The sequence below is a fragment of the Brachybacterium vulturis genome, from assembly GCF_043641765.1.
Lineage (GTDB): Bacteria > Actinomycetota > Actinomycetes > Actinomycetales > Dermabacteraceae > Brachybacterium > Brachybacterium vulturis_A.
Map to the genome: position 1 here is coordinate 191,792 of NZ_JBHZRO010000002.1, position 26,023 is coordinate 217,814.

At 71.3% G+C, this 26,023-nt stretch carries 23 protein-coding genes; 12 read left to right on the forward strand and 11 right to left on the reverse strand.

Annotation, left to right across the window (positions count from 1 at the left end; all coding sequences use genetic code 11):
- Positions 1–21: 21 nt before the first annotated feature.
- Entirely contained in the window at positions 22–744 is a 723-nt protein-coding gene (locus ACHUEU_RS02360) for an MgtC/SapB family protein (protein WP_394214275.1), read from the reverse strand.
- A 116-nt stretch (positions 745–860) separates the two neighbouring features.
- Here ACHUEU_RS02360 and ACHUEU_RS02365 point away from each other — a divergent pair, with 116 nt between their 5' ends.
- Complete coding sequence (locus ACHUEU_RS02365) at positions 861–1,301, forward strand: OsmC family protein (protein WP_394214276.1); 441 nt, start codon at positions 861–863, stop codon at positions 1,299–1,301.
- On the forward strand, positions 1,298–2,941 hold the full coding sequence (locus ACHUEU_RS02370) for a sodium:solute symporter family protein (RefSeq protein WP_394214277.1): 1,644 nt from the start codon (positions 1,298–1,300) through the stop codon (positions 2,939–2,941). Before ACHUEU_RS02365 ends, ACHUEU_RS02370 begins: the two co-directional genes overlap by 4 nt.
- 166 nt (positions 2,942–3,107) lie before the next feature.
- On the opposite strand, the gene ACHUEU_RS02375 is transcribed toward ACHUEU_RS02370, so the two are convergent.
- A complete protein-coding gene (locus ACHUEU_RS02375) occupies positions 3,108–4,643 on the reverse strand; it encodes a UDP-N-acetylglucosamine 1-carboxyvinyltransferase (protein WP_394214278.1) in 1,536 nt (511 codons plus the stop codon).
- Positions 4,644–4,729: 86 nt separating this feature from the next.
- On the reverse strand, positions 4,730–5,257 hold the full coding sequence (locus ACHUEU_RS02380) for an HNH endonuclease (RefSeq protein ID WP_394214279.1): 528 nt from the start codon (positions 5,255–5,257) through the stop codon (positions 4,730–4,732).
- Between the two features lie 238 nt (positions 5,258–5,495).
- On the opposite strand from ACHUEU_RS02380, the gene nagE reads away from it, so the two are divergent.
- Positions 5,496–7,451 (forward strand): N-acetylglucosamine-specific PTS transporter subunit IIBC, encoded by a 1,956-nt coding sequence (nagE, locus tag ACHUEU_RS02385; RefSeq protein WP_394214281.1) that lies wholly within the window; start codon positions 5,496–5,498, stop codon positions 7,449–7,451.
- A 73-nt stretch (positions 7,452–7,524) separates the two neighbouring features.
- Positions 7,525–8,916, forward strand: coding sequence for a hypothetical protein (locus tag ACHUEU_RS02390; protein ID WP_394214282.1), 1,392 nt, complete (start codon positions 7,525–7,527; stop codon positions 8,914–8,916).
- A gap of 13 nt (positions 8,917–8,929) precedes the next feature.
- Here ACHUEU_RS02390 and ACHUEU_RS02395 read toward each other — a convergent pair whose 3' ends face one another.
- Positions 8,930–10,462 (reverse strand): peptide MFS transporter, encoded by a 1,533-nt coding sequence (locus ACHUEU_RS02395; protein ID WP_394214283.1) that lies wholly within the window; start codon positions 10,460–10,462, stop codon positions 8,930–8,932.
- A gap of 81 nt (positions 10,463–10,543) precedes the next feature.
- On the reverse strand, positions 10,544–12,043 hold the full coding sequence (locus ACHUEU_RS02400) for a phytoene desaturase family protein (RefSeq protein WP_394214284.1): 1,500 nt from the start codon (positions 12,041–12,043) through the stop codon (positions 10,544–10,546).
- 76 nt (positions 12,044–12,119) lie between these two features.
- Here ACHUEU_RS02400 and ACHUEU_RS02405 point away from each other — a divergent pair, with 76 nt between their 5' ends.
- The 6 genes from ACHUEU_RS02405 to ACHUEU_RS02430 all read left to right on the forward strand — a co-directional run bounded on the left by ACHUEU_RS02405 (position 12,120) and on the right by ACHUEU_RS02430 (position 18,888).
- Positions 12,120–12,971 carry a siderophore-interacting protein gene (locus ACHUEU_RS02405; RefSeq protein WP_394214285.1) on the forward strand — a complete coding sequence of 284 codons (852 nt, stop codon included), beginning with the start codon at positions 12,120–12,122 and terminating at the stop codon, positions 12,969–12,971.
- 16 nt (positions 12,972–12,987) lie between these two features.
- Positions 12,988–13,626, forward strand: coding sequence for a DNA-3-methyladenine glycosylase I (locus ACHUEU_RS02410; protein WP_394214286.1), 639 nt, complete (start codon positions 12,988–12,990; stop codon positions 13,624–13,626).
- A gap of 68 nt (positions 13,627–13,694) precedes the next feature.
- Entirely contained in the window at positions 13,695–14,999 is a 1,305-nt protein-coding gene (locus tag ACHUEU_RS02415) for an O-acetylhomoserine aminocarboxypropyltransferase/cysteine synthase family protein (RefSeq protein ID WP_394214287.1), read from the forward strand.
- A 49-nt stretch (positions 15,000–15,048) separates the two neighbouring features.
- Entirely contained in the window at positions 15,049–16,164 is a 1,116-nt protein-coding gene (locus ACHUEU_RS02420; protein ID WP_394214288.1) for an FAD-dependent oxidoreductase, read from the forward strand.
- Positions 16,165–16,173: 9 nt separating this feature from the next.
- The gene (locus ACHUEU_RS02425) at positions 16,174–16,905 is read left to right on the forward strand and encodes a PIG-L deacetylase family protein (RefSeq protein WP_394214289.1); all 732 of its coding nucleotides are present in this window, start codon (positions 16,174–16,176) and stop codon (positions 16,903–16,905) included.
- Between the two features lie 108 nt (positions 16,906–17,013).
- Positions 17,014–18,888: a transketolase gene (locus ACHUEU_RS02430; protein WP_394214290.1), complete on the forward strand. Its 1,875-nt coding sequence runs from the start codon at positions 17,014–17,016 to the stop codon at positions 18,886–18,888.
- Between the two features lie 153 nt (positions 18,889–19,041).
- Here the strand turns inward: ACHUEU_RS02430 and ACHUEU_RS02435 are convergent, their stop codons facing one another.
- The 6 genes from ACHUEU_RS02435 to metG all read right to left on the reverse strand — a co-directional run bounded on the left by ACHUEU_RS02435 (position 19,042) and on the right by metG (position 23,854).
- Positions 19,042–20,502 carry a sugar porter family MFS transporter gene (locus ACHUEU_RS02435; protein ID WP_394214291.1) on the reverse strand — a complete coding sequence of 487 codons (1,461 nt, stop codon included), beginning with the start codon at positions 20,500–20,502 and terminating at the stop codon, positions 19,042–19,044.
- 142 nt (positions 20,503–20,644) lie between these two features.
- A complete protein-coding gene (locus ACHUEU_RS02440) occupies positions 20,645–20,992 on the reverse strand; it encodes a GntR family transcriptional regulator (protein ID WP_394214292.1) in 348 nt (115 codons plus the stop codon).
- On the reverse strand, positions 20,989–21,414 hold the full coding sequence (locus tag ACHUEU_RS02445; protein ID WP_394214293.1) for a hypothetical protein: 426 nt from the start codon (positions 21,412–21,414) through the stop codon (positions 20,989–20,991). The genes ACHUEU_RS02440 and ACHUEU_RS02445 overlap by 4 nt, the downstream gene beginning before the upstream one ends.
- Positions 21,415–21,501: 87 nt before the next feature.
- Entirely contained in the window at positions 21,502–21,732 is a 231-nt protein-coding gene (locus tag ACHUEU_RS02450; RefSeq protein ID WP_394214294.1) for a hypothetical protein, read from the reverse strand.
- A gap of 22 nt (positions 21,733–21,754) precedes the next feature.
- The gene (locus ACHUEU_RS02455; RefSeq protein WP_394214295.1) at positions 21,755–21,916 is read right to left on the reverse strand and encodes a hypothetical protein; all 162 of its coding nucleotides are present in this window, start codon (positions 21,914–21,916) and stop codon (positions 21,755–21,757) included.
- A 126-nt stretch (positions 21,917–22,042) separates the two neighbouring features.
- A complete protein-coding gene (gene metG / locus ACHUEU_RS02460) occupies positions 22,043–23,854 on the reverse strand; it encodes a methionine--tRNA ligase (RefSeq protein ID WP_394214296.1) in 1,812 nt (603 codons plus the stop codon).
- Positions 23,855–23,974: 120 nt separating this feature from the next.
- Here metG and ACHUEU_RS02465 point away from each other — a divergent pair, with 120 nt between their 5' ends.
- Entirely contained in the window at positions 23,975–25,363 is a 1,389-nt protein-coding gene (locus tag ACHUEU_RS02465) for a UTP--glucose-1-phosphate uridylyltransferase (protein ID WP_394214297.1), read from the forward strand.
- A 405-nt stretch (positions 25,364–25,768) separates the two neighbouring features.
- A complete protein-coding gene (locus ACHUEU_RS02470) occupies positions 25,769–26,023 on the forward strand; it encodes a hypothetical protein (protein WP_394214298.1) in 255 nt (84 codons plus the stop codon).

The window sequence follows — 26,023 nt, forward strand, 5'->3', positions numbered from 1 at the left end:
GCCGCGGCGCGCCCGGACCCGTCAGGACTGGTCGTCGTCGGGGTCCTCGTCACGGCGCAGCGCGACCCGCTCCACGCCGTCGAGCTCCATGAACGGCGGTATCAGGTCGCGCACGGGCGGCCGGCCATGGAACCGGACCTCCATCACCACGAGGCGGCGGCCGTCCTGCTCGGTGCGGCGACTGTGCTCGATCGAGCTGGTGAACCCCATCGAGGTCGCCACCGCCAGCAGGCTCCGCAGCACCCCGGCGCCGTCGACGTAGGTGATGCGCAGCAGACGCTTGGCATCGGGAGAGGGGAGGCGGTGCAGCAGCGGGGCGATCACGAACAGCGTCAGCAGATGCAGCGCCGTGAGCATCACGGCCAGGGAGAGCATTCCCGCCCCGCAGGCCATCCCCACCGCGGCCGCCACCCAGATGGTGGCGGCGGTGGTCAGCCCGCGCACCACGTTGCGGCCCTTGAAGATGACACCGGCGCCGAGGAAGCCGATGCCGGAGACGATCTGGGCGGCGATGCGCGAGGGGTCCAGGCGCACGTCGTCACCGATCACCGCGGAGAACCCGTAGACGGAGACCAGGGTGAAGGCGCAGGAGCCCAGGCCCACCAGCACATGCGTGCGGAACCCTGCCGCCTTCTGGCGCAACTGCCGTTCGAGCCCGAGCAGGGAGCACAGCACGAACGCGGCCAGGAGCAGTTCGACCTCCACGAGCGTCGTGCTCGTGGCGAACCCGATGAGGGTATCCACGGGCTACCACCTCCCCCGGTCAAACTAGCATCGCGGGCCCGGCGGGGGAGGCGCCGCGCATGACGGTCTGTGTCGCGACGTTTGTCCGTGCCGAGCCGGCTCCGCATCATGGCGACATGGCCCTCAAGAGAATCCGCAGCCACGGTGAGCGCACCGGCGTCGAGCGCACCGATGTGACCATCCGTCGCCACAGCTTCACACTCGACGAACCGGTGGCCGCCGGCGGCACCGACACCGCCCCGACCCCGCTGGAGTACGTCGTGGGGGCGCTCAACGGCTGCGTCACGGTGCTCGTGGACCTCGTCGCGGCCGACCTCGGGATCACTGTCGAGCACGTGGTGAGCAAGGCGGTCGCCGAGCAGGACCGCGACGGGATCGCCGGTGTCCCCGGCGTGCGGACCCACTTCTCCTCGGTGCGCCTGGACGTCCAGGTCACCTCTTCCGCCGAGGCCGGGGCGCTCGAGGAGCTGGCCGCCGAGGTCGAGCGCCGATGCCCGATGGTCAACCTGCTGCGCGACGCCCAGGTCGAGGTCGACGTCCTCTGGAGCGCCGCATGAGCGCGGTCGGCCTGTGGACCCTCGGCCTGGCCGCCGCCTACACCGCATTCCTGGTCCTCGCCAACCGGCGACTGGCCCGCCGGCCCGCCGAGGACCGCGCCGCCGCCTTCTTCGTGGGAGGCCGACGATTCTCCGCCTGGACGGTCGCGTTCTGCATCACCGGGCTGTTCTCGGGCTCCAGCTTCATCTCGGTCCTGGAGCTGTCCTACCTGACCGGCGTCTCCGCCCTCTGGTACGGCGTCGCCGAGACGGTGCAGATCCTGCTCATCGCGCTGCTGCTGGTCAAGCCGCTGCGCAAACGGCTGGTGGTGACCGTCACCGGGATCATCGGGGACCGCTTCGGGCGCGCCCCGAAGCTCGTGGCCGGGACCATCACCGCGATCACCTTCCCCATGTGGTCGGTGGCCACCACGATCGCCTTCGCCTCGGCGCTGCATGTGTTCACCGCTCTCTCCCTGCCGCTGTCCGTCACGGTGACGGCGGTGCTGCTGCTGGTCTTCCTCTCCGCCGGAGGGATGCAGTCGGTCGGCTTCAACCAGACCATGAACTGCCTGCTCTTCGCCGTGATGGCGGTGGTCGGGGTGATCGCGCTGCTGTCCGCACCGGGCCGCGCCGCGCTCGCGGAGCTGCCCGTGCAGCGACCCGATCTGCTGGACCCGCTGGCCACCGGACCGGCACTGATCCTGGCCTGGTTCGGCACGTTCCTGGTCAACGTGCCGCTGGCGCAGGCCGCCTTCCAGATGTCGCTCTCGGCCCGCAGCCCCGAGGAGGGCCAGCGGGGCATGGTCCGCGCCGCCGCCCTCGGCGCCCCGTTCATCGTGCTCGGCGCGATCATCGGCTGTGCCGCCGCGATCGCGGTGCCGAGCGGCGACCGCGGCCTGGAGGCCGTGCCCAGGTTCCTCGCCGAGGTCCTCCCCGCCCCGCTGGTCGCGCTGTTCTTCCTCGGCATCTGGGCCTGCGCGCTGGGCTGGGCCGGCCCCTGCCAGTTCTCCGGCGCGACCTCGCTGGGTCGCGACGTCGGCTCTGCCCTGCGCCCGCACGCCACCGCCGAGCAGCTGGTGCGCTGGACCCGGTGGTCGCTGGTCGCGCTGACCGCCCTGATGATCCTCTTCGCCGTGCTGCGCACCGAGCAGTCGGCCTGGTGGAACATCCTGGCCTGGACGCTGCGCAACGGTGCGACCCTTGCCCCGGTGCTCGCCGCCTTCGCCTGGCCGCTCGCCACCCGCACCGCGGCCGGCAGCTCGATGATCGCGGGGTTCGGTGCGGGCCTGGCCTGGTACCAGCTCTCGGACTGGAGCGTGAACGATTTCCACCTGGGTGTGCACCCGGTCTGGGTGGGCATGATCGTCAATGTGATCGTGCTGGTGCTGGTCACGCTGGTGCAGGCCGGGTCACGGGCCACGTGGCGAGCCGATCGCGGCGGCGTGCTCGCCCTGAGCGGCGCGCTGGTCCTGCCGGTCGTGACCGCGCTGGGCGCTCCGGTGCTGCACCCGCTGGGGCTGACCGGGCCGCTGGTCCTGGTCACCGCCGTGCTGGTCCTGGTGGCTGCCGTGCGGACGGTGCGTGCCGTGGGCCCGCCTTCCGGCACCGTCGAATCTCGTCGCCCGCTCGAGCAGACCGCAGGCTCGGCCGCGGACTGAGCCCGACGGCAGGGCGCGCTCGGCCCCGGCTCGTCCACGCTCATCGAGTGGGACCGAGGGCACGCCTCCCGACAGTCGAGGCATGCCGGGCGTCGCACTCGGGGCAGCTCACGCCGCCTCCGGCCCGCCCGCCCGGATTCCCCGGCCGCTCCGAGGTCCCGCCCGCTCAGATGTCCCGGAAGGTCTCGATCCTCGCGCCGAGCTTGTTCAGCCGCGCCGCCAGATCCTCGTAGCCGCGGTTGATGACGTAGACGTTGCGCAGCACCGAGGTGCCCTTCGCGGCGAGCATCGCCAGCAGGATCACCACGGCCGGGCGCAGCGCCGGCGGACACACCAGCTCGGCGCCGCTCCAGCGCGTCGGCCCCTCGATGAGCACCCGGTGCGGGTCCATGAGCTTCACGTTCGCGCCGAGCTTCGTGAGCTCGGTGAGGTAGATGGCCCGGTTCTCGTAGACCCAGTCGTGCAGCATCGTCTGACCGTCCGCGGTCGCGGCGATCACCGCGAAGAACGGCAGGTTGTCGATGTTCAGGCCGGGGAAGGGCATCGGGTGGATCTTGTCGATCGACGCCCGGAGGTCCGAGGGATGCGTGGTGACGTCCACCAGGCGGGTCCGGCCGTTCTCCGCCATGTACTCCTCGGAGCGGTCATAGCGCAGGCCCATCTCCTCCAGGAGCGCCAGTTCGATCTCCATGAACTCGATCGGCACCCGGCGCACCGTGATGCTCGAGCGGGTCACGATCGCAGCGGAGATCAGGCTCATCGCCTCGATCGGGTCCTCGCTCGGGGCGTACTCCACGTCCGTGGAGATCCGCGCCTTTCCCTGCACCCGCAGGGTGGTGGTGCCGATGCCCTCGATCCTCACCCCGAGCTCCTCCAGGAAGAAGCACAGGTCCTGGACCATATAGTTGGGGCTGGCGTTGCGGATCACTGTCTCGCCCTCGTACAGCGCGGCCGCCAGCAGTGCGTTCTCGGTGACGGTGTCCCCGCGCTCGGTCAGGACGATCGGGCGCCGGGCCCCGGTCACCGCCGTGGTGGTGGCCTGGTAGTGGTGGTCGCTGGCGACCACGTCGAGACCGAAGTGGCGCAGCGCCGACATGTGCGGCTCGACGGTGCGAGTGCCCAGGTCGCAGCCCCCGGCGTAGGGGAGCTGGAACCTGCCCGCCCGATGCAGCAGCGGGCCCAGGAACATGATGATCGATCGGGTGCGGCGGGCGGCGGCAGCATCGATCGAGGAGAGGTCCAGAGTGGCGGGGACACGCAGCTCGAGGTCGTTGTTCTCATTCAGCCAGGTGGCCTTCACCCCGATCGAGGTGAGGACCTCGAGCAGCCGGTTGACCTCTTCGATGCGCGCCACCTTGCGCAGCACCGTGGTCCCGGTGTTCAGCAGCGAGGCGCACAGCAGCGCGACCCCCGCGTTCTTCGAGGACTTCACGTCGATCGCACCGGACAGGGTGGTCTCGCCGCGGACCCGCAGGTGGCTCGGGCCGGAGCTTCCCAGCCCCACCAGCTCGGAGTCCAGCGCGGAGCCGATCCTGGAGAGGGTCTCGAGAGTGAGGTTCTGCTGGCCCTTCTCGATCCGGTTCACCGCGCTCTGGCTGGTGCCGAGCTCGGTGGCGAGCTGTGCCTGGGTGAGGCCGGAGTGCTGACGGGCGTCGCGGATCAGGGTGCCGATGCGTGCCAGATAGTCGTCGTTGTCAGTCATATCGCGACCGTAACTCACAGATGAGATATATGCAGTTGAGAGACGGTGCGGTGCTCCTCACGTTGCGCCGGGGCACCAGGTGAGGATCAGAGGCGGGCCAGCACCGGGAGCCCGTCGACGTGCCCGGTGACCCGGTAGGCGAGAGCGGGGTCATAGGGCTCCGCCCGCAGCGGCATCCGGGCCTCAGCAGGGGTGCGATCGGCCTTGCGGTTGTTGCACTCCTTGCAGGCCGAGACAAGATTGGTCCAGCTCGTCGGACCGCCACGGGAGGAGGGGAGAACATGGTCGACCGTCGCCAGCAGGGCCTCACAGACCGGGGTCTTCGAGACGCTGCGGCCGCAGTACGCGCAGCTCCAGTGATCCCGCTCGTGGACCGCCCGGTAGGAGAAGCCGACGGAGCGCTGGCCGACGCCCTCCACCCAGGCGCCGCTCAGCTCACGGGTGAGCTCGAGGGCGGTGGGCACGATGCGATCCCCGAGCATCGTGAGCTCGACCGGGTCGGCGACCTCGCGGCGGATCATCCCGCAGGCGTGGCGCACGGTGGTGGTGTGCAGGAGCTCGCCGATCCCCGTCTCGGGGTCGTACCCGAGGTTGAAGACCCTGACCTGTGTCATGCCTCCACCTCCCGGTCGCGGTGCCGAGGACAGTGTGCCCCGGCCCGGTGAGCGGTGTCACGGCAATTGTGCGTCACCGGGGCGCGCACAGTCGATCCGGACACGTCTGCGCAGGGCGCGTCGCGTGGCGTCGCCCGCGGTGCCGGCCGTCGCCGCCATACTGGCCCCGCTCCTCCGGAACGCGCCGTCGGAACTCCCGACGGTCGCCTCTCCGCGCCCAGAACCACGAAGGACACCGATGAAATTCTTCCAGCGACTCGGCAGATCCCTGATGCTGCCGGTGGCCGTGCTGCCCGTCGCCGCCATCCTCAGCGGCATCGGCTACTGGATCCTCACCGCGACCGGCGACGAGGCGAACCTGGCCGGCGTCTTCTTCAAGACCGCCGGCGGGGCGCTGCTGGACAACCTCCCGCTGCTGTTCGCGATCGGTGTCTCGATCGGCATGGCCACCAAGCCCGACGGCACCTCCGCGCTGGCGGGCCTGGTCTCCTGGCTGACGGTGACCACCCTGCTCAGCCCCGGGAACGTCGCGCTCTTCCAAGGGATCGAGGAGTCCGGGGTCAATCCCGCGTTCGCGAACCTCGAGAACGTGTTCGTGGGCATCCTGTGCGGCCTGATCGGCGCCGCGGCATATGACCGCTTCAAGGACACCGAGCTGCCGGATGCGCTGTCGTTCTTCTCCGGCCGGCGCTCGGTGGCGATCGTCAGCGCGGGCGCCTCCCTGATGCTGGCCCTGCTCCTGTTCTTCCTGTGGCCCCTGGTCTACTCGGGGCTGGTCGGCTTCGGCGAGTTCATCGTGACGCTCGGCCCCGTCGGCGTGGGCATCTACGGCTTCCTGAACCGGCTGCTCATCCCGCTCGGCCTGCACCACCCGCTGAACTCCGTGTTCTGGTTCGATGTGGCGGGCATCAACGATCTCGGCAACTTCCTGGACGGCGAGGGCACCTACGGGGTCACCGGCCAGTACATGTCCGGATTCTTCCCGGTGATGATGTTCGGCCTGCCCGGCGCGGCCCTGGCGATGTATGCCACCGCCCGCACCTCCCGTCGCAAGGTCGCGGCCGGGGTGCTGTTCTCCAGCGCGATCGCCTCCTTCTTCGTGGGCGTCACCGAGCCGCTCGAGTTCTCCTTCATGTTCCTCGCCCCGGGGCTGTACGTCGTGCACGCCCTGTTCACCGGCATCTCCATGGCCGTCACCGCGATGCTCCCGGTGCGCATGGGCTTCGGATTCTCCGGGGGCTTCATCGACCTGGTCCTCGGCTGGGTGAACCCGATGGCGCAGAACCCCTGGGCGCTGCCGCTGATGGGCGTGTTCTGGTTCGTCGTCTACTTCCTCGTCTTCCGCGCCATCATCCTGAGGTTCGACCTCAGGACCCCGGGGCGTGAGCAGGAGGCGCCCGATGACGAGGGACCTGCCGCAGCGACCGGTGCCGACCGGCACCTGGTCACCGCCACCGCCTTCCTCACCGCCCTCGGCGGCCGGGAGAACATCGTGGATCTCGAGAACTGTGCGACCCGCCTGCGTCTCGAGGTCTCCGATCCGTCCCTCGTGGACGAGGCCGCATTGAAGCGGGCCGGCGCGGCGGGCACCGTGAAGCCGGGAGGGCGCGCCGTCCAGGTCGTCTACGGCACCAGCGTGCAGTTCGTGAAGGATGCGATGGACGCGCTCATGTCGGGCCGCGCGACGCCGCCGCAGACCGCCGGTCAGGACGCGGAGATCGCCACCGCTGCTGGCTCCTCCGATGCCGCCGCGGCTGGCGATGCGGTGGCGACCACGGTGCGCAGCACCCATCTGGTGCGGCTGGGACAGCCGATCGAGGGCACGCAGGTGCCCCTCTCCGAGGTCCCGGATCCGACGTTCGCCGAGGGTGTCATGGGTCCCGGCCTTGCGATCGAGCCGGCCTCGGGTCAGGTCGTCGCCCCGGCCGCCGGGACCGTGCAGCTCGTCTTCGACACCGGTCACGCCGTGGCGCTCGTGCTGGAGGACGGCACCGAGCTGCTGATCCACGTGGGTCTGGACACCGTGCAGATGAAGGGTGAGGGCTTCACCCCGCTGGTGTCCGTCGGCCAGCAGGTCGTTGCGGGCACACCGCTGCTGGACGTCGACCTCGCGGCGATCCGGGCCGCCGGTCATCCCACCGTCACGCCGGTGATCGTGCTCAACGACAGGGACGCCCGGATCGAACCGGTCTGAGCCCCGCCCTGAACACGCGCCCCGGTCTCCGCCGGTGCCACCCGGGGGACGTCTCCTGAGGCATGCTGGAGGGATGACGGACCCACAGCGATCGGAGCGGGAGCAGGTGCTGACCGAGTACGGCAGCTGGCGGCTCACCGCCGACCAGGACGCACCCGTCGCCGAGGAGATCCGCACCCTGGAGACCCTGCTGCGGCTCAAGGCCGAGCAGCTCGACAGCCCGGACCCCGGGCGGTGGACCGAGGAGCTGGCCACCGAGCTGCTCACCGTCGTGGTGCCGCGCACGGTCATCCAGCCGCGCGAGCACGTGATGGACCTGGTGCCCACCCTGATCCGGTTCGTCACCTACCTGCGGGAGACCGGGCGCTGGCATCCGGCCTCGATGAGCGCCACCGAGGCGGCCGGGATGCTCGGCGGGCTGGAGTTCGCGGCCCTCGAGGCGGCCGACGACCCCACCCGCCGCTCCTTCTCCACCAACATCCTCGGGCACGGCATGGCCCTCGGCGTGGACCTCGAGGACGAGGACGAGCTCGCCGCCTTCATGCACTGGTACAACTCCCTGCCCGATGACGAGCGGCTCGCCCTCAGCGAGACCGGGCGTCTCGCGGACCCGGTGCGGCCCTACGACCGGGAGGCGGCGCTCCGGGCGGTGCAGGCCGAGGGACGAGCCGCGGAGGCGGAGGGACCGGTCGCCGCCGGCTGGCCCTGGTTCCTCCCCGAGCCGGAGGACTCCGGCGGCGCCCTGCTCGTCGACGGGGCCGCGGCGGAGGACGATGCGCACTACGCCATGAACGATTTCGTGCAACGGGCCGCCGCACTGCTCGAGCACATCGGCGAGCAGCCACGGAAGGTCACCGGCACCGGCGCCCTCAACCGTGCGGACTCCGCGGCCGTGCTGGAGCGACTGGGCCTGCGGTCCTCACCGCGCACCATGTGGGAGCGGCCGGAGCTGGCCGGGGCCTGGGTCACGCTGCTGGACGGAGGCTGGCTCGAGATCAGCGGAAGGACGGTGCGCCGTCGACCGGGCCCGGTCCCGTACGTGCCCCCTTCCGCGGACGGGAGCGGTGCGGCGCCCGTCGAGGGGTTCGCGGAGTTCGGCCACGCCGTGCTCACCGCGGCCCTGCTCGGGAAGGACGCCCGCGACGCCGAGGACGGCGGGTTCCGAGGCATGCCCGGCACCATCGCCGCCCTGCTCGTCGCCTGCAGCCCGCAGGGACTGCTGATGCCCGGCGCCCTGCCGCCGCCGGCCGAGGAGCCCCAGATCCCACTCGATCCGGGCACCGGCGAGTGGGACCGCACGGAGCTGCGCCGGCTGTTCGCCGTCCGTCGGGACCTCGACGACCTCGCGGGGATGGGGATCCTGGACTGCGAGGGCCGCCGCTTCGCGGGCTCCGCCGCGGTGATGGCGGCGCTGGTCGCGCTCGTCAGGGACCGAGGCGCGGAGCACGGCTTCACCCTGGGGTGAGCGCCCGTGGCGCTCAGCGCACCCCGCGCATGCCACGGCCCACGGGCTTGGCGATCACCAGCATGACCACCCCGATCGCGATGGTGACCGCGCCCAGCACACCGAAGTAGGCCACCTCGGACTCGGCCGAGTAGAAGCCGGCCAGTGCACCGGAGAGCGAGGTGCCCAGCGCCACCGCCAGGTTGTACAGCGCCATCATCATCACCGGGTAGGCGCGAGGCGCGAGCTTGGTGGCCAAGGAGAGACCGACCGGGGAGAGCCACAGCTCGCCGATCGTCGCGACCAGCATGATCATCGCGATCCACAGCACCGGCACCGCGAGCACGGAGGCCATCGGCAGGAACAGCAGGAACGCGGAGCCCATCAGGATGATGCCCACGCCGAACTTCCGCGGGGTGCCGGGCTGGCGCGGGCCGAGCATCGTCCACAGGGCCGCGAGCACCGGGGCGAGCACGATGATGAAGAACGGGTTGAAGGACTGCACCCAGGAGATCGGCATCTCCCAGCCGAGGACCTCGCGGTCCAGCCGCGTGTCCGAGTACAGCGTGATCACCGTGAACTGCTGCTGGAACAGCGCGAAGAACGCCGAGGTGCCCGCGAACAGGGGGATGAAGGAGACCACCCGGGAGCGCTCGTCGCCGTCCAGCTTCCTCGAGGTGAGCAGGAGCGCGAAGATCGCGACCGCGCCGATGACAGCCAGGCCCGCCACGACGGTGGCGAGGTTGTGCGCGTTCAGCACCCCCGTCAGCACCAGCACCAGCACCAGCACCACGGTGCCGATCCCGACACCGGCCCACCGCCGGTACTGCGCACGGGGCAGCGGATCGGGGACCGCGTGGACGCTCGCCGGCAGTCCCTTGCGGGTCAGGACGTACTGGGCCAGACCCACGGCCATCCCGATCGCGGCGAGGCCGAAACCGAGGTGGAAGCCCCACTGCTGCTGGGCGATGCCGGTGATCAGCGGGCCCAGCAGCCCGCCGATGTTGATGCCCATGTAGTAGATCGAGAAGCCCGCATCCCGCCGCGGGTCAGCGCGCGAGTAGAGGGAGCCGACCAGGGTCGCGGCGGTGGACTTCAGACCGCCCGAGCCGACGCCCACCAGCAGCAGACCGGCCATCAGGCCCGGGATCCCGGGCACCAGCGCGAGCGCGACATGGCCCAGCATGATCATCACGGCGCTGCCCAGCAGCGTCCTCTCGGCGCCCAGCAGCCGGTCGGAGACCAGTGCGCCCAGGATCGAGAAGAGGTAGACCGAGCCGCCGTAGGCACCGACGATCCCCAGGGCGGCGGTCTCGTCGATCCCGAGGCCGCCGTCGGCGACCGCGAAGTACATGTAGATCGCGAGGATGCCCTGCATGCCGTAGAAGCTGAAGCGCTCCCACAGCTCGACGCTGAACAGGTTCGCGAGCGGGCCGGGCTGTCCCAGGAAGGTGCGTCCGGAGGGGTTGTGGGCGTCCGGCGCGGGCGACTGCACGGCGATCCCGCCGTCGACGGCAGGAGGCTCGGACCTGCTCGGACGAGGAGCGGGGATCTCGGGAGAATTCACGGGGAGCAATGCTGTGACATCGGGGTGCACGATCTCAACGTGAGGCTCCGAGGTGTGAGAAGTCAGTCTCCGCTGCAGGCATCAGGAGGCTCGGGTGGGGGAGAGGCCCGGCATCTCCGTGATGCCGAACTCGTGCTCCAGCACCCGGCGGGCGGCGTGCCAGCCGGACATGCCGTGCACGCCCGGCCCCGGCGGCGTCGCCGAGGAGCACAGGTACCAGCCGGTCCCGCCCAGGCGGTACGGGTCCCATCGCGCGGTGGGGCGGGCGATCATCCCGGTCATGGTGACCCGGCCCATCGAGATGTCGCCGCCGACGAGGGCCGGGTTGTGCTCGGCCATCTGGGAGGCGGGGATGCCGCGGGCGGCGACGATCAGATCGCGGAATCCGGGGGCGAAGCGCTCGATCTGGGCGGTGACCAGCTCGGTGGGATCGGTGGTGTCCCCGGCGGGCACGTGCGCATATGCCCACAGCGGCCGCAGGCCGTCATGGATCCGCCCCGGATCGACCACTGACGGGTCGCTGACCAGGGTCGTCGGACGCTGGGGCAGTCGCCCGGCGGCGACCTCCGCCTCGGCGCGGGCCATCTGGGCGCGGGTGCCGCCGAGGTGCTGGGTCCCGGCCTCGCCCACCTCCGGGTCCCGCCAGGGCACCGGGCCGGAGAGCACGAAGTCGACCTTCGCCGCCCCGTCACCGTGCGGGAAGCGGCGCAGCGCCCGTTCGAGCGGGGCCGGCAGGCGGTTCGCGAGGATCCCCGCCGCGGCGGGGGCGGGGGTGTCCAGCAGGACGGCCCGGGCGGGCGGCACATCTCGCCAGGTGCGCACGAGGTGGCCGGTGCGGATCTGCCCGCCGTGGGCGTGCAGGTCCGCCACCAGGGCATCGATGATCGACTGGGAGCCGCCGAGGGGAAGCGGCCAGCCGGCTCCGTGGGCGATCGTGCCCAGCAGGCCGGCGGTCGCCGCCATCGCGAGCGAGGGCATCGGGCCGATCGCGTGGGCGGCGACCCCGCCCAGCAGGGCCCGCGCCCGCTCGGTGCGGAAGGGGAGGTTCCAGGCGGGAGTTCCCTGCGCTCCGATCAGTGCGCCGAACAGGGGAGCCGCGGCGAGGACCGCGGGATCCAGCAGCGCCGGGGGCAGGGAGCGCTTGTCCCCGAGGGCGAGCGCGACCACCAGGTCCTGATGGCGGGACAGCGTGCCCAGCGTCGCTCGCCAGGCGGGTCCGTCGGTGCCGAGGCCGGCGGCCGTGCGCTCCGCATCGCGCCAGGCGATCGCGGCCGGCTCGTCATCCAGCGGCTGCGCATACGAGGCGGCGGGGGCGATCGCCCGCACCCCGCGGGCCTCCACGTCGAAGGCGGCGAAGAAGGGGCTCGCGAGCGCCAGCGGATGGACCGCGGAGCAGATGTCGTGCACGATCCCGGGAGCGAGACCGAGGTCCAGGGTGCGGGCCCCGCCGCCGACCGTGTCCTCCGCATCGAGCACCTGCACCGAGAGGCCCGCACGGGCGAGGGTCACCGCGGCGGCGAGACCGTTGGGACCGGAGCCCACCACGGCCACATCGACCTCGGGGGCGGGACGGATGCTCATCGTCCCAGCCTAGAGCAGGGGCGTGAGTCCTCCCCCGGGGGATTTACGGAAGCGGGATGTCGCGTAATGTGGGGGGATGCAGACCGTCACCGACCAGACCCGCTCCGCCGATGCTCCCGCGCAGCGCCCCGCGAAGCAGCAGGCCGTGCTCGAGGTGCTGGGCAAGACCCGGATCTCGCCGCGCCTGCTGCGCCTCACCCTCGGCGGCGACGGCTACAGCACGCTGCACCGCAACGAGAGCGCCGACGCCTACGTCAAGCTGCTCCTGCCCGATCCCGCCTCCGGCCTGCACCCGCCCTTCGACATGGAGGCGCTGCGCGAGCACAGCCCCGCACTGCTGCCGACCCGCCGCACCTACACCGTGCGTCACTGGGACGACGAGAATCAGCGGCTCGACATCGACGTGGTGCTGCACGGCGACGGCGAGGACAGCGGCATCGCCGCCCGCTGGGCCGATGAAGCCCAGCCCGGCGACCTGATCGCCCTGAACGGTGCCGGCGGTGGCTACAGCCCGCTTCCGCAGACCCGTCGTCATCTGCTGATCGGCGACCATGCCGCCCTGCCCGCCATCGCCGCGGCGCTGGAGTCCATGCAGGCGGACGCCTCCGGGCTGGTGCTCATCCACCTCGAGGACGAGGAGGACCGCCTGGAGCTCGACCGTCCCGCCGGGGTGGAGGTGCGCTGGGTGATCGGCCCGCGGGAGGCGCTGGTCCCCGCCGTGCGTGCCCTGGACCTCGCGGAGCCCGAGGGTCTGCAGGTGTTCTGCCATGTCGAGCGGGGCACCACCAAGCAGCTGCGTCAGGTGCTGGTCAAGGACGCCGGCATCCCGCGCCCGCAGATCTCGATCTCCGCCTATTGGGCGCTGGGCCGCATCGAGGACCAGTTCCAGGCCGAGAAGCGGGAACCGATCGGGAGGATCGACGACTGAGCACGGCCCCTCGAGCATGGACCTGAGCATCGGGGACGACGGACTCGCCCGGCCCGCGTGGGCGTCCGTCCACGACGACCTGCGCGAATATTACGACACCGAGTGGGGCATGCCGGTGCGGGACGAGCGCGGTGTCTTCGAGCGCCTCGCCCTCGAGGGCTTCCAGTCCGGGTTGAGCTGGGCCACGATCCTGCGCCGACGGGAGGGCTTCCGCCGTGCCTTCGCCGGCTTCGACGTCGACGCCGTGGCGGCCTTCGGACCCGCGGACGTGGGCCGGCTGCTCGTGGACGAGGGGATCATCCGCCACCGGGGCAAGATCGAGGCCACGATCTCCAACGCCCGGGCGACCATCCAGCTGCGCGATGAGCAGGGTCCCGGCACCACCCTCGCGGACCTGGTGTGGTCCTACCGGCCCGCTCGCACCCCGATGCCGGTCATGGCAGCGGACGTCCCCACCACCAGCGCCGAATCGGTGGCGCTGGCCAAGGAGCTCAAGCGCCGCGGATTCCGCTTCGTCGGTCCCACCACGATGTTCGCGCTGATGGAAGCGCTCGGGGTGGTGGACACCCATCTGCTCGGCTCCCACCGCCGCGGCACCTCCGGGGTCTGGTCGGCGGACGGGTGCCCGGCCGCGGAGGGCCACACTCCGTCATAGAGCTCGCCCGCTCCTGCGGGGCCGCTGGAGGATGGAGCGGTCAGGACCACAGAGGGCGAGGAGCAGCGATGAGCACCGCAGCGATCCATGCAGGGTGGGATGCCGCCGACGACGGGCACCGGGCGCTCACCCCGCCGATCCACACGGCGAGCGCCTACGCCCAGCCCTCCCATGCCTCGCTCAAGGCGCTGTTCCAGCGGCGCGGGGACGGTTTCGCCTACTCCCGCTCCGGCAACCCCACCACCGCAGTGCTGGAACAGCGCATCACCGCCCTCGAGCAGGGGATCGGCGCGATCGCGGTCGCCTCGGGACAGGCGGCCACCACCATCGCCCTGTCCGCGCTGGCCGCCCCGGGCGGTCATATCGTCGCCTCCTCACGGCTCTACGGCGGCACCACCGAGCTGCTCGACGACACGCTCGCGGATGCCGGGGTGAGCTGCACGGTCGCCGATCCGTGGGATCTCGAGGCCTGGGAGGCCGCGTTCACCGAGGACACCCGGGCGGCGATCGTCGAATCGATCGCCAATCCCGGCGCACAGCTGGTGGATCTGCCGGCGCTCTGCGCGATCGCCCACGCTCGCGACGTGCCCGTCGTCGTCGACTCCACTCTGGCCAGCCCGGCTCTCTACCGGCCCGGTGAGCACGGTGCTGACGTGGTGGTGCATTCGGCGACCAAGTACCTGTGCGGCCACGGCACCACCATCGCCGGGCTGATCGTGGACACCGGGCGCTTCGACCCGCGGCGATGTCCGCAGCGCTGGCCGCAGCTGACCGAGAGGAACCGGCGCTTCGGCGTCGCCTTCGCGCAGGAGTACTCCCGCGGCGGCTCCGGCCTGCTGGGGTACGCCCGCGCCAAGTACGTCACCGACTTCGGGACCACCCTGTCTGCCGCCAGCGCCCAGCAGATCCTGGTCGGGATCGAGACCCTCGACCTGCGGATGGCCAAGGTGAGCACGGATGCGGCCACCCTCGCCGCCCGTCTGCACGGGCTGCCCGGAGTGGCCCGGGTCGAGCACCCCACCATCCCCGGCCGCCCGGATGCGCAGCTCGCCGACCGCGACTTCCCGCGCGGCACCTCCGGGGTGTTCTCCCTGGAGCTGACCGGGGGCGAGGCCGCCGCCGCCGCGTTCTGCGACGCGCTCGCGCTGTGGACCATCGCGGTGAACATCGGCGACGCCCGCTCCCTGGTCTGCCATCCCGGGACCACCACCCACTCCCATCTCACCGATGCCCAGCGCGCGGCGTGCGGGGTGCGCGCAGGCACGGTGCGGCTCAGCGTCGGGCTGGAGGACCGTGAGGACCTCTGGGCCGATCTCGCCCAGGCCCTGGCGGTGGCGCGCGCCGCCGCCGGCAGGGGCGCCGCGGTGGCGTGAGACGCCTCGCACTGCGGAACACGGGCCGGTCCAGTGCGTTGCCCTGGGCATGGACAGCGTGAAGGACAGCACGGTGCGCACCGTGGATGTGGTGGTGATCGGCGCCGGGCAGGCAGGCCTGTCCGCCGCGCACCACCTCCAGCGGCACGGCGGGTTCAGCTCCGTGATCCTCGATGCCGAGGACGGTCCGGGAGGCGCCTGGCGCCACCGCTGGCAGAGCCTGACCATGGCCACCGTCAACGGCATCCGTGAACTGCCCGGGATGCCCGCGGTCGAGGCGGAGGACGGGGTGCCGGCTCGCGTCGCCGTGCCGGAGTACTTCGCCGATTTCGAGCGACGCTTCGAGATCGAGATCGAACGGCCCGTGCGGGTGACTCTGGTGGAGGAGGATCCCGCCGCCGACGGCGCATGGCCGTCCCCACTGCTTGTGCACTCGATCGGCGCGGGAGGGGAGCGACGAGCACCGCTGCGCACCCGCGCGGTGCTCAACGCCACCGGTACCTGGACCCGACCCTTCGTCCCCGTCTATCCCGGCGCCGCCGACTTCCGCGGCCGTCAGCTGCACACCGCCGACTATCGCGGTGCCGAGGACTTCGCCGGGATGCGGGTCGGCGTCATCGGGGGAGGCATCAGCGCTCTCGGCCACCTCCTGGAGATCGCGGAGCTCGCACAGACCTTCTGGTTTACCCGCCGCGCACCGGAGTTCACCGAGCGGCCCTTCACCGCAGAGGCCGGCCGCCAGGCCGTCGCCGGCGTCGCGGAACGGGTGCGGCAGGGTCTGCCGGTGCGCAGCGTGGTCTCGGCGACGGGGCTCGCCTGGACGCCCGAACTGCGGCGGGCGCAGCGTCGCGGCATCCTCGACCGTCGGCCGATGTTCACCGAGATCACGCCGGAGGGCGTGCGCGAGGACAGCGGCGAGCAGACACCGCTGGACGTGCTGCTGTGGGCCACGGGCTTCCGCCACGAGCTGCGGCACCTGAGACCGCTGGCCCTGCACAATGCGCACGGCGGCATCACCATGGACGGCACCGCCGTCGCGGCGGATCCCCGCATCCACCTGCTCGGCTACGGGCCCAGCGCTTCCACCATCGGCGCCAACCGGGCGGGCCGTTCTGCGGTCAACCGGCTGCGGAAGGACCTCATGAAGCAGCCGGTCCCGGGCTAGGCTGGCGGCATGGACACCCCTCTCGTGCCGCTGCCCGACCTGTCCGAGGACGGAGTCTCGCGCGTGCTGTGCATCGTCGCCCATCCCGACGACATGGAGTACGGGGCCTCGGCCGCCGTCGCCGCCTGGACCGGCGCCGGCATCGAGGTGAGCTACCTGCTGCTCACCCGGGGCGAGGCCGGGATGGCGCAGGAGCCGGCGGTGGTGGCACCGCTGCGGGAGCAGGAGCAGCGACGGGCCTGTGCGCTCGTCGGCGTCGAGGACCTGCGCTACCTCGACCACCCCGACGGGATGCTCGAGGGCGGGCTCGCGCTGCGGCGCGATATCGCCCGGGTGGTGCGCCAGGTGCGCCCCGACCTGGTGCTCACCGCGAACTTCGAGGTCGAGGCCTACGGCGGGCTCAATCAGGCCGATCACCGGGTGGCCGGACTGGCCGCGGTCGACGCCGCCCGCGATGCGGCGAACCCCTGGGTGTTCCGCGAGCTCGCCGAGGTCGAGGGTCTGGACCCCTGGCGCGCGCGGTCGCTGCTGGTGGCCGGTCATCCGGCGCCGACCCATGCGAAGCGGGTCGACCCCGAGCAGGTGCAGGCCGCCGTGGAGTCGCTGCAGGCGCATGAGGCGTACCTCGCCCACGTCGAGGGGCATCCGCTGCCCGAGGAGTTCATCCCCGAGATCCTGCGCGGTGGGGGAGAGGCCGCCGGGAGCGAGCACGCCGTGGTGCTGCGGGTCTTCGACCTCTGAGCCGTTCGACGGCCGCGCGGGCCGACCGGACGGTCGTGGACCGCTGGCGGTGTCGGGCGCAGACTCCTACGGTGGAGGCATCAGGCATGATCCACCACGGAAGGAGTCATGATGACCACGTCCATGCACGACAGGCTCGACCTCGACCAGGTGCCGGAGCTCGCAGCCCAGCTGCGGGTCGACTCGATCCGCTCCTCGACCAGCGCCGGCTCCGGCCACCCCACCTCGAGCCTCTCCGCCGCCGACCTGCTGGCGACCCTGATGGCGCGCCACCTGCGCTACGACTGGGACGAGCCCGAGGCCCCCGGCAATGACCACCTGGTCTTCTCCAAGGGGCATGCCTCGCCGCTGCTGTACTCCGTCTACCGCGCCGCCGGTGTGGTCTCCGAGCAGGAGCTGATGGAGGGCTACCGCCGCTTCGATGAGCGGCTCGAGGGGCATCCCACGCCGGTGCTGCCCTGGGTCGACGTCGCCACCGGTTCGCTCGGGCAGGGACTTCCCGACGGGGTCGGCATCGCGCTCGCCGGCAAGTACCTGGAGAAGTCCCCGTACCGGGTCTGGGTCCTCACCGGGGACAGCGAGCTCGCCGAGGGCTCGATGTGGGAGGCCCTCGCCACCGCCTCGCACTATCAGTTGACGAACCTGGTCACGATGGTGGACGTGAACCGGCTGGGTCAGCGGGGCGAGACCGCGCTCGGCTGGGACGTGGACACCTACGCCGCCCGGGTCGAGGCCTTCGGCGCTCGGGCCGTGGTCATCGACGGCCACGATCTGGACGCCATCGACGAGGCGCTGGCGCTGGCCGACGGCGAGCTGGACCGGCCCCTGGTGATCCTCGCCCGCACCGTCAAGGGCAAGGGCATCCCCGGGGTCGAGGACGAGAACGGCTGGCACGGCAAGCCGATGCCCGAGGACAAGGCCGAGGAGGCCATCACCGCCCTCGGCGGCCGGCGCTCCCTGCAGGTGCGCGGACCGCAGCCGCCCGCGCTCGAGCCGGCCGCGCGCTCCCCGCGCGGCGAGGTCGAGCTGCCCACCTTCACCCTCGGCGAGGAGGTCGCCACCCGCAAGGCCTACGGCCCGGCGCTCGCCGCCGTCGCGAAGGTCGATCCACGGGTGGTCGCCCTGGACGGCGAGGTCTCGAACTCCACCGGCGTCGCCGATTTCATCGAGGCGTACCCGGAGCGATTCTTCGAGATGTTCATCGCGGAGCAGCAGATGGTCGCCGCCGCCACGGGTCTCTCCACCCGCGGGTACCGGTCCTTCGCCTCCACGTTCGCGGCCTTCCTCACCCGCGCCGCCGACTTCATCCGCATGGCCCCGGTCTCCCGGGTCGATCTGCGGCTCGTCGGCTCCCACGCGGGCGTCGAGATCGGCGCCGACGGGCCCTCCCAGATGGGGCTCGAGGACCTCGCGATGATCGCCGCCACCCAGGGCTCGACCGTGCTGTACCCCAGCGATGCGAGCTCGACCGCCGCGCTGGTGGCGGAGATGGCCGAGCTGTCCGGCGTGAGCTACCTGCGGACCACCCGCGGCGCCTACCCGGTGCTTTACGGGCCCGAGGAGTCCTTCCCCGTCGGCGGGTCGAAGACGCTGCGCAGCTCCGAGGACGACGCCGTCACCCTCATCGGGGCCGGCGTGACCCTCCACCAGGCGCTCGCCGCCGCCGACGCCCTGGCCGAGGACGGGGTGCGCGCCCGCGTGATCGACGCCTATTCGATCAAGCCGCTCGACGGCGCGGGCATCCGGGCGGCGGTCGCCGCGACCGGCGGGCGGGTCGTGGTCGCGGAGGATCATCATGCCGAGGGCGGGCTGGGCGCCGCGGTCCTCGCGGCGCTGGCCTCCGAACCGGTCACCGACCTGCACCTGCGCCACCTGGCCGTCGACGGGGTGCCGGGCTCCGGCACCACCGAGCAGCTGCTCGCCTGGGCCGGGATCGACGCCGCACACATCGCCGAGGCGGCGCGCGCCGCGCTGGAGGGCTGATCGGCAGGTCGTCCTGTCACGTGCGCAGGGTGAGGCGGGGGCATCCACCGGTCGGTGGGTGCCCCCGCCTCGGCGTTCACGGGGTGAGTCTCGGGTGCCGCGTGTCCGGTCGACGCGCGGCCGGTCTGATCGGCGCGGGCCGCCGACGGGACGTCATCCGTCCCGGCGGCGCCGCCCCAGCTCGAGGCTGTCCATGTCCTCCAGCTCGCGGTCCTTGGTCTCCGGGACCCAGAGGTAGACGAAGATCAGGCTCAGCAGCGCGAAGGCGGCGTAGAGGCCGTAGGCGAAGGTGAGCCCGATGTTCGACAGGGTGGGGAAGGAGGCCGAGACGGTCCAGTTCGCCGCCCACTGCGCGGCGGCCGCGACCGCGAGGGCCGAGGCACGGATCCGGTTGGGGAAGATCTCGCCCAGCAGCACCCACACCAGTGGGCCCCAGGTGGCTCCGAAGAACATCACGAAGGCGTTCGCGCCGATCAGCGCGATCGTCGACCAGGGATCGGGCAGCGAGATGGCGTCGCTGCCCGCGGTGACCTCGCCGAAGGAGAACGCCAGCGCCATCAGCCCCAGCGAGATCGTCATCCCGGCCGAGCCCACCAGCAGCATGATCCGTCGACCCACCCGGTCCACCAGCACGATCGCGATGATCGTCGCGACGATGTTCATGATCGAGGTGATCGTGGAGGTCAGCAGTGCCTGGGACTCGTCGAACCCGACGGACTGCCACAGCGTGGTCGAGTAGTAGAAGATGACGTTGATGCCCACCAGCTGCTGGAACAGCGACAGCAGGATGCCCAGCCAGACGATGGGTTTGAGGCCGAACCGTTCGCCCAGCAGGTCGCGCAGGCTCTCCTTGTCCTCCCGTTCGAGCGTCGTGCGGATCTGCTGGATCTTGAGGTTCACGTCGGGCTCGCCCGTGAAGTCGTAGAGCACCTTCGAGGCGCGATCGAGCTGGTTCCGGCGGATCAGGTAGCGCGGTGACTCCGGCAGGAACAGGGCCATGATGCCGTAGGCCGCGGCGGGCACCGCCTCGATCATGAACATCCAGCGCCAGGCGGCGACCCCGAACCAGAAGGTCTCCGAGGAGCCGCCGGCCGAGTTCGCGATCAGCGCGTTCGACAGCAGCGCGACGAAGATGCCGAGCACGATCGCCAGCTGCTGCAGGGAGCCCAGGCGGCCGCGGAACTTCGCCGGGGCGACCTCCGCGATGTAGGCGGGGGCGATGACGCTCGCGGCGCCGACGCCCAGCCCGCCGACCACCCGCCACACGATCAGGTCCCAGACCCCGAAGGCGAGGCCCGAGCCGAGCGCGGAGAGGAAGAACAGGATCGCCGCGATCACCATCACCGGGATGCGGCCGTAGCGGTTCGAGAGGCCACCGGCGAACCAGGCGCCGATGGCGCAGCCGAGCAGTGCCGAGGAGACCGCGAAGCCGGTCAGTCCCGCACCGAGGGAGAACTCCTCGGACAGGGCGCCCACGGCACCGTTGATCACCGAGGTGTCGAAGCCGAAGAGGAAGCCTCCGACGGCGGCGGCGATCGAGATCCCGACGACCTTCGCGTTCAGATGCTGGGTGCGTGTGGGATCCGCACCGGAGCGAGCTGCGGATGGTGTCATGACGGGGCCGCCTCCTTGCCGAACATCTCGGGCGGCCACCGTAACCCTTCTCACTGCCGGGCGGGCGCTGACGGGCCAGGCGGTCGGCCCGCGCGGCGCCTTCCGGCGCGGGTGCCGGAAGTCCTCGCCATGCGTCGGGGTCTCACCACGTCGTGCGCAGCATCCTGAGGGTCTGCTCGAGTGAGAGACCCTCGCGACGAGCCGTGCCTGCCAGCTGACGAGCCGCCTGCGCGACGGCCGAGGAGACCGGGGCCGCCTGGTCGCTGACCCGCGTGCCGGAGCGCGCCCGGGAGACGAGGAGACCGTCGGTCTCCAACGAGCGGTAGGCCTTCGCGACCGTGCCCGGGGCGACCGCGAGGTCGGCGGCGAGCTGGCGGACGGACGGCAGGCGCTCGCCCCGACCCAGCTGTCCGGTGGTGACCCGTCCGCTGATCTGGTCATGGATCTGTCGGGCAGGGCTCCCGTCCTCGGGGGTGAGCGTGATGATCATGACGACACCGGGGCGGGGCGGGAGCGGGAGGCGGAGGGGGCAGGCACGGCGGTCAGGATCGTGAACACCCACAGAGCGAGACCCAGGATGCCGGCCAGCAGCGCCAGGACGTCCAAGGTCCTGGTCAGGGCGGAGAACGGCGTGCCGGCGGAGAAGGTCACATCCTTGGTGGGCGAGACGGAAAGGGTCGCGCGTGAGGTGTCCGCGAGGGAGTGCAGGATCGCCGTCAGGTGCAGCAGCAGCGTGCCGAGCGCGACCCGCAGGACGTTCGCGCTGCGCAGCCGCCGGTCCACGGCATCGGCGGTGTGCTCGGCGGCCAGCGGCGGGCGCGCGATCCGGTGCAGCGTCCACCAGGTGGCTGCGCAGAGCGGCACCAGCAGTGCCGGCGGCACGAAGGACAGGTGCCATCCATAGATCGGCATGAGCATCGCCGAGGAGGAATCGAAGCTGACCTCGTACCAGACGTACTCGCCGGCGTCGTTCGGCTGCGAGGCGATACCGGCCGCGAGCTAGAGAGCGACGATGAGGCCGAGGACGGCGAGGAACGCGCCGATCCACCAGGAGCTGAGGAACGAGCGCCAGCTGCGCGGCGCCAGGAGGGCCCCGGAAGCGGCAGCGGGGCTCGGGCTCGGGCGGGCGACGCTCAGCAGGATCAGGATCAGCAGTCCGAGGACGAGCGGCAGGGCGAAGCGGGCGTCGAAGATGGCTGACCATGTCTTGCGGGGCGCGTCGATCCACAACGGGGCTGCGCCGAGGAAGGGGTCAGATCGCCGTGACCAGCGCCGCGGCCCCGACCATCACCGCGGTGGGGGCACGGCTGACGAGCAGGGGGCGGACGCTGCGCCGGAGCACCGACCAGGCGGAGACAGCGAGCACGATGCCCGCCAAGGTCGGCCAGAGCAGTTTCCCGATCAGCAACAGCATGCTGCACCTCCGAGGCGTATCAAGACGTTGATACGAACCGTATCACTCGAGTGGCACACATGAGGGTCTGTGCGTCTGGCGATGCGGCGCCGGTGCGGAGCGCGGTTCAGGCCGGACGCTGCGGGGTTACTCCTCCGGATCGGCCGCGGCGGCCGCCTCGAGGCGCTCGAGCTCCTGCTCGGCAGTCGTCGGGTCGAGCTTGGCGAAGATGCCGGTGGGCTTCGTGACGGCCTGCCCCACGCCCACGGGGTGGTGCGCCCAGTCCGGGACATCGGTGTAGTCACCGGTGATGATCGGGTAGCCGGGGCCGCCATCGAGGTCCTCGACCTCCACGATCTGCGGCATCGGGGCGATCCGGCGCTCCCCACCCAGCGCCTTCTCCACCTCGTTCGCCGACTGCGGCAGGAACGGCGCCATCATGGTGTTGAGGTCGGTGACGGCCTGCGCGAGCACGTGCAGCACCGTGAGCAGGCGCGGACGCTGCTCCTCGGCCTTCATCTTGAAGGGCTCGGTGCGGGAGACGTAGGCGTTCGCCTCGCCCACCAGGCGCATGATCTCCGTGATCGCGGCGCGCTGGCGGTGCGCCTCGATGAGACCGCCGACCGTCGTGAAGCCCTCACGGATCTGAGCCAGCAGTGCCTGGTCGATCTCCTCGAGCTCGCCCGCCGCCGGGATCTCTCCGACGTTCTTGGCGATCATGGCGGCGGTGCGGTTGACCAGGTTGCCCCAGCCGGCGACCAGCTCGTTGTTGGTGCGGGAGACGAAATCTGCCCAGGTGAAGTCGGCGTCCTGGTTCTCGGGCCCCGCGGCGGAGATGAAGTAGCGCAGCGCGTCGGGCTGGTAGCGCTCGAGCACATCGCGCACATAGATCACCACCCCCTTGGAGGAGGAGAACTTCTTGCCCTCCATGGTGAGGAACTCGCTGGAGACCACCTCGGTGGGCAGCGTCAGCTCACCGAAGCGACCGGGCTCGCCGCCCTTGTCGCCCTGCCCGTTCTGGGCGATCATCTCCGCCGGCCAGATCTGGGAGTGGAAGACGATGTTGTCCTTGCCCATGAAGTAGTAGGCGAGGGTGTCGGGGTCGTTCCACCACCTCCGCCAGGCCTCGGGGTCGCCGGAGCGGCGCGCCCACTCGATGGAGGCGGAGAGGTAGCCGATCACCGCGTCGAACCAGACGTACAGGCGCTTGTTCGGCTGGTCCTCCCAGCCCGGCACCGGGATGCCCCAGTCGATATCGCGGGACATCGCGCGAGGCTTGATGTCCTCGAGGATGTTCTGGCTGAAGCGGATCACGTTGGGGCGCCACAGCCCGGTCGCCTCGCGTTCATCGAGCCAGCGGCCCAGCTCCCCGGCCAGGGACGGCAGGTCCAGGAACCAGTGCGAGGTCTCGATGAACTCCGGCGTCTCGCCGTTGATCCGCGAGACGGGATCGATCAGGTCCGTGGGGTCCAGCTGGTTGCCGCAGGTGTCGCACTGATCGCCGCGCGCGCCGCCGGCCCCGCAGATCGGACAGGCGCCCTCGATGTAGCGGTCGGGCAGGGTACGACCGGTCGACGGGGAGATCGCCCCGGAGGTCGTGCGCTCCACCATGTAGCCGTTGTCGCGCACGGTGATGAACATGTCCTGCACCACCTGGTGGTGGTTGCGGGTGGTGGTGCGGGTGAACAGATCGTACGAGAGACCGAGCGCGACCAGGTCCTCGACGATGAGGCGGTTGTTGCGGTCGGCGAGCTCGCGGGCGGAGATGCCCTCGGCGTCGGCGGCGACCAGGATCGGGGTGCCGTGCTCATCGGTGCCGGAGACCATGAGCACCTCGTTCCCGGCCATGCGCATGTAGCGGGAGAAGACGTCGGAGGGGACGCCGAAGCCGGCGACATGACCGATATGGCGGGGACCATTGGCGTACGGCCAGGCGACCGCGGACAGGACTGTGCTCATAGCAGTCGATTCTAGGGGAGGCGGGGGAGGTGACCCGCCTCGAGAGCGGGGGAGTCCTCGGACATGGGCGTGCCGGGGCGGACGGCGCAGAGCACCCGGCCGTCCCGATACCCTGGTCCCATGAGCACCGAAGGACTTGCCGCAGCGCAGCAGAAGATGGCCGACGCCGGTGTCGCGCAGACCGCGATCGACGTCTTCTCCCACTACTACGGACAGCTCGAGGACGGGGTGACCGGCTCCATCCCCGAGGATACGATCGACCCCTACCTCGATCCCCCGATGCTCGAGGACGTGAAGATCGACGTCGGCCACGCCAAGCAGGTCTTCGACCAGCTCGCGATCATCAACCTCAACGGCGGGCTCGGCACCTCGATGGGCCTGGACCAGGCGAAATCCCTGCTGCCCGTGCGGGACGGCAGGAGCTTCCTGGACATCATCGTCGAGCAGGTCCTCGCCGCCCGGCGCGGCACCGGCTCCCGCCTGCCGCTGATCTTCATGAACTCCTTCCGCACCCGTGAGGACACCCTCGAGGTGCTCGCGAAGTATCCCGACCTGCCCGTCGGCGACCTGCCGCTGGACTTCCTGCAGAACAAGGAGCCCAAGCTCCGCACCGACGACCTCACCCCGGTCGACTGGGACGCGGACCCCGCGCTCGAGTGGTGCCCGCCCGGCCACGGCGACATCTATACCGCCCTGCAGACCTCGGGCCTGCTGCAGCAGCTGCTCGACGCCGGTTTCAAGTACGCCTCGGTCTCCAACTCGGACAACCTCGGCACCGTCCCCAGCCCCGTCCTCGCCTCCTGGTTCGCGGCCTCCGGCGCCCCCTACGCCGCCGAGCTGTGCCGCCGCACCCCCGCGGACCGCAAGGGCGGCCACCTCGCGGTGCGCAGGTCCGACGGCCGGCTGATCCTGCGCGACACCGCGCAGACCCCGGCCGAGGAGATGGACTACTTCACCGACGAGCACCGCCACCCGTTCTTCCACACCAACAACCTCTGGTTCGACCTCGAGCAGATGGCCGCGGTGCTCGAGGAGCGCGGCGGCATCATGGGCCTGCCGCTGATCCGCAACGAGAAGACCGTGGACCCGGCCGACAAGACCAGCACGCCCGTCTTCCAGATCGAGTCCGCCATGGGCGCCGCGATCGAGGTGTTCGACGGCGCGACCGCCATCGTCGTGGGCCGCGACCGCTTCCTGCCGGTCAAGGCCACCAGCGACCTGCTGCTGGTGCGCTCGGACGCCTACGCCCTCGACGAGCGCGCGGCCCTCGTGCAGCAGATCGACGCGATGCCCACGGTGTCGCTGCACAGCGGCTCCTACAAGCTCATCCAGGACTTCGAACCGCGCTTCCCCCACGGGGTGCCCTCGCTCAAGGACGCCGTCAGCCTCGATGTGCAGGGAGACTGGACCTTCGGGGCCGACGTCACCGTGGTCGGTGACGCGGTGCTGGGCGAAGAGGGCGGCGAGGTGCCCGAGGGCGCCCGCGTCGGCACCGCCTCCGCCGGCTGAGCCGGGTGGCGCGGGCTGCGGCACGGCGCCGGATGCCCGAGGTGCGGCGACTGCTGCGCACGGCGCCGCTCAGACGCTAGATACGGTGCCGGACGCTGCACTCGGTGTGTGCTGTCGTGGCCGACTGCGACGAACGGCATCACTGGCGCCGCGTGAGGGGTGCCGTCCGCAGCATCGGGCCATGCCTGGGGAGGATGCGTCGACGCGGCCGCGACCAGGCCGTTGTGGAGCGAGCGAACGACTGTGCGTCGGTCCGCGGATGCTGTGGCGATGCCGAGCACACCGACTCCTCTCCCGGATGACCTCTCGTCCGCAGTCTTCAGCACGCAGGAGGCACGCCGTGCCGGAGTGACGCGGGGGAGGCTCCGTGCTCGCGATCTCACCTCCCTGTCACGTGGGCTCTGGGTGCGCGGCGATCGAGTCCTGTCCGAACGCGAGATCGTCGCCGCGCTCTGTCGTCGTGATCCCGCGGTGTTCGCGATGGGGCTCAGCGCAGCGCGGATCCTCGGCTTCCCGTTGCCGGGCGTCGTCGCGCAGGAGGTCGTGGCGGCACCCGAGCAGAAGCGTCGAGGCACCGGCCGCTCCGCTCACGGACCCGGCAGAGGCGGCGTCGACCTGAGGATCCATCTGGGGACCGGGCAGTCGCGTCGCCGTCGGTGA

What these genes read in the sequence shown, in the direction of transcription:
- ACHUEU_RS02365 (WP_394214276.1), top strand. Translation starts at nt 861, where the DNA reads ATGGCCCTCAAGAGAATCCGCAGCCACGGTGAGCGCACCGGCGTCGAG.
- ACHUEU_RS02425 (WP_394214289.1), top strand. Translation starts at nt 16,174, where the DNA reads ATGGACACCCCTCTCGTGCCGCTGCCCGACCTGTCCGAGGACGGAGTC.
- ACHUEU_RS02410 (WP_394214286.1), top strand. Translation starts at nt 12,988, where the DNA reads ATGGACCTGAGCATCGGGGACGACGGACTCGCCCGGCCCGCGTGGGCG.
- ACHUEU_RS02405 (WP_394214285.1), top strand. Translation starts at nt 12,120, where the DNA reads ATGCAGACCGTCACCGACCAGACCCGCTCCGCCGATGCTCCCGCGCAG.
- ACHUEU_RS02400 (WP_394214284.1), bottom strand. Translation starts at nt 12,043, where the DNA reads ATGAGCATCCGTCCCGCCCCCGAGGTCGATGTGGCCGTGGTGGGCTCC.
- ACHUEU_RS02435 (WP_394214291.1), bottom strand. Translation starts at nt 20,502, where the DNA reads ATGACACCATCCGCAGCTCGCTCCGGTGCGGATCCCACACGCACCCAG.
- ACHUEU_RS02390 (WP_394214282.1), top strand. Translation starts at nt 7,525, where the DNA reads ATGACGGACCCACAGCGATCGGAGCGGGAGCAGGTGCTGACCGAGTAC.
- ACHUEU_RS02380 (WP_394214279.1), bottom strand. Translation starts at nt 5,257, where the DNA reads ATGACACAGGTCAGGGTCTTCAACCTCGGGTACGACCCCGAGACGGGG.
- ACHUEU_RS02455 (WP_394214295.1), bottom strand. Translation starts at nt 21,916, where the DNA reads ATGCTGTTGCTGATCGGGAAACTGCTCTGGCCGACCTTGGCGGGCATC.
- ACHUEU_RS02375 (WP_394214278.1), bottom strand. Translation starts at nt 4,643, where the DNA reads ATGACTGACAACGACGACTATCTGGCACGCATCGGCACCCTGATCCGC.
- nagE (WP_394214281.1), top strand. Translation starts at nt 5,496, where the DNA reads ATGAAATTCTTCCAGCGACTCGGCAGATCCCTGATGCTGCCGGTGGCC.
- ACHUEU_RS02415 (WP_394214287.1), top strand. Translation starts at nt 13,695, where the DNA reads ATGAGCACCGCAGCGATCCATGCAGGGTGGGATGCCGCCGACGACGGG.
- ACHUEU_RS02420 (WP_394214288.1), top strand. Translation starts at nt 15,049, where the DNA reads ATGGACAGCGTGAAGGACAGCACGGTGCGCACCGTGGATGTGGTGGTG.
- ACHUEU_RS02440 (WP_394214292.1), bottom strand. Translation starts at nt 20,992, where the DNA reads ATGATCATCACGCTCACCCCCGAGGACGGGAGCCCTGCCCGACAGATC.
- ACHUEU_RS02370 (WP_394214277.1), top strand. Translation starts at nt 1,298, where the DNA reads ATGAGCGCGGTCGGCCTGTGGACCCTCGGCCTGGCCGCCGCCTACACC.
- metG (WP_394214296.1), bottom strand. Translation starts at nt 23,854, where the DNA reads ATGAGCACAGTCCTGTCCGCGGTCGCCTGGCCGTACGCCAATGGTCCC.
- ACHUEU_RS02430 (WP_394214290.1), top strand. Translation starts at nt 17,014, where the DNA reads ATGATGACCACGTCCATGCACGACAGGCTCGACCTCGACCAGGTGCCG.
- ACHUEU_RS02465 (WP_394214297.1), top strand. Translation starts at nt 23,975, where the DNA reads ATGAGCACCGAAGGACTTGCCGCAGCGCAGCAGAAGATGGCCGACGCC.
- ACHUEU_RS02445 (WP_394214293.1), bottom strand. Translation starts at nt 21,414, where the DNA reads ATGCCGATCTATGGATGGCACCTGTCCTTCGTGCCGCCGGCACTGCTG.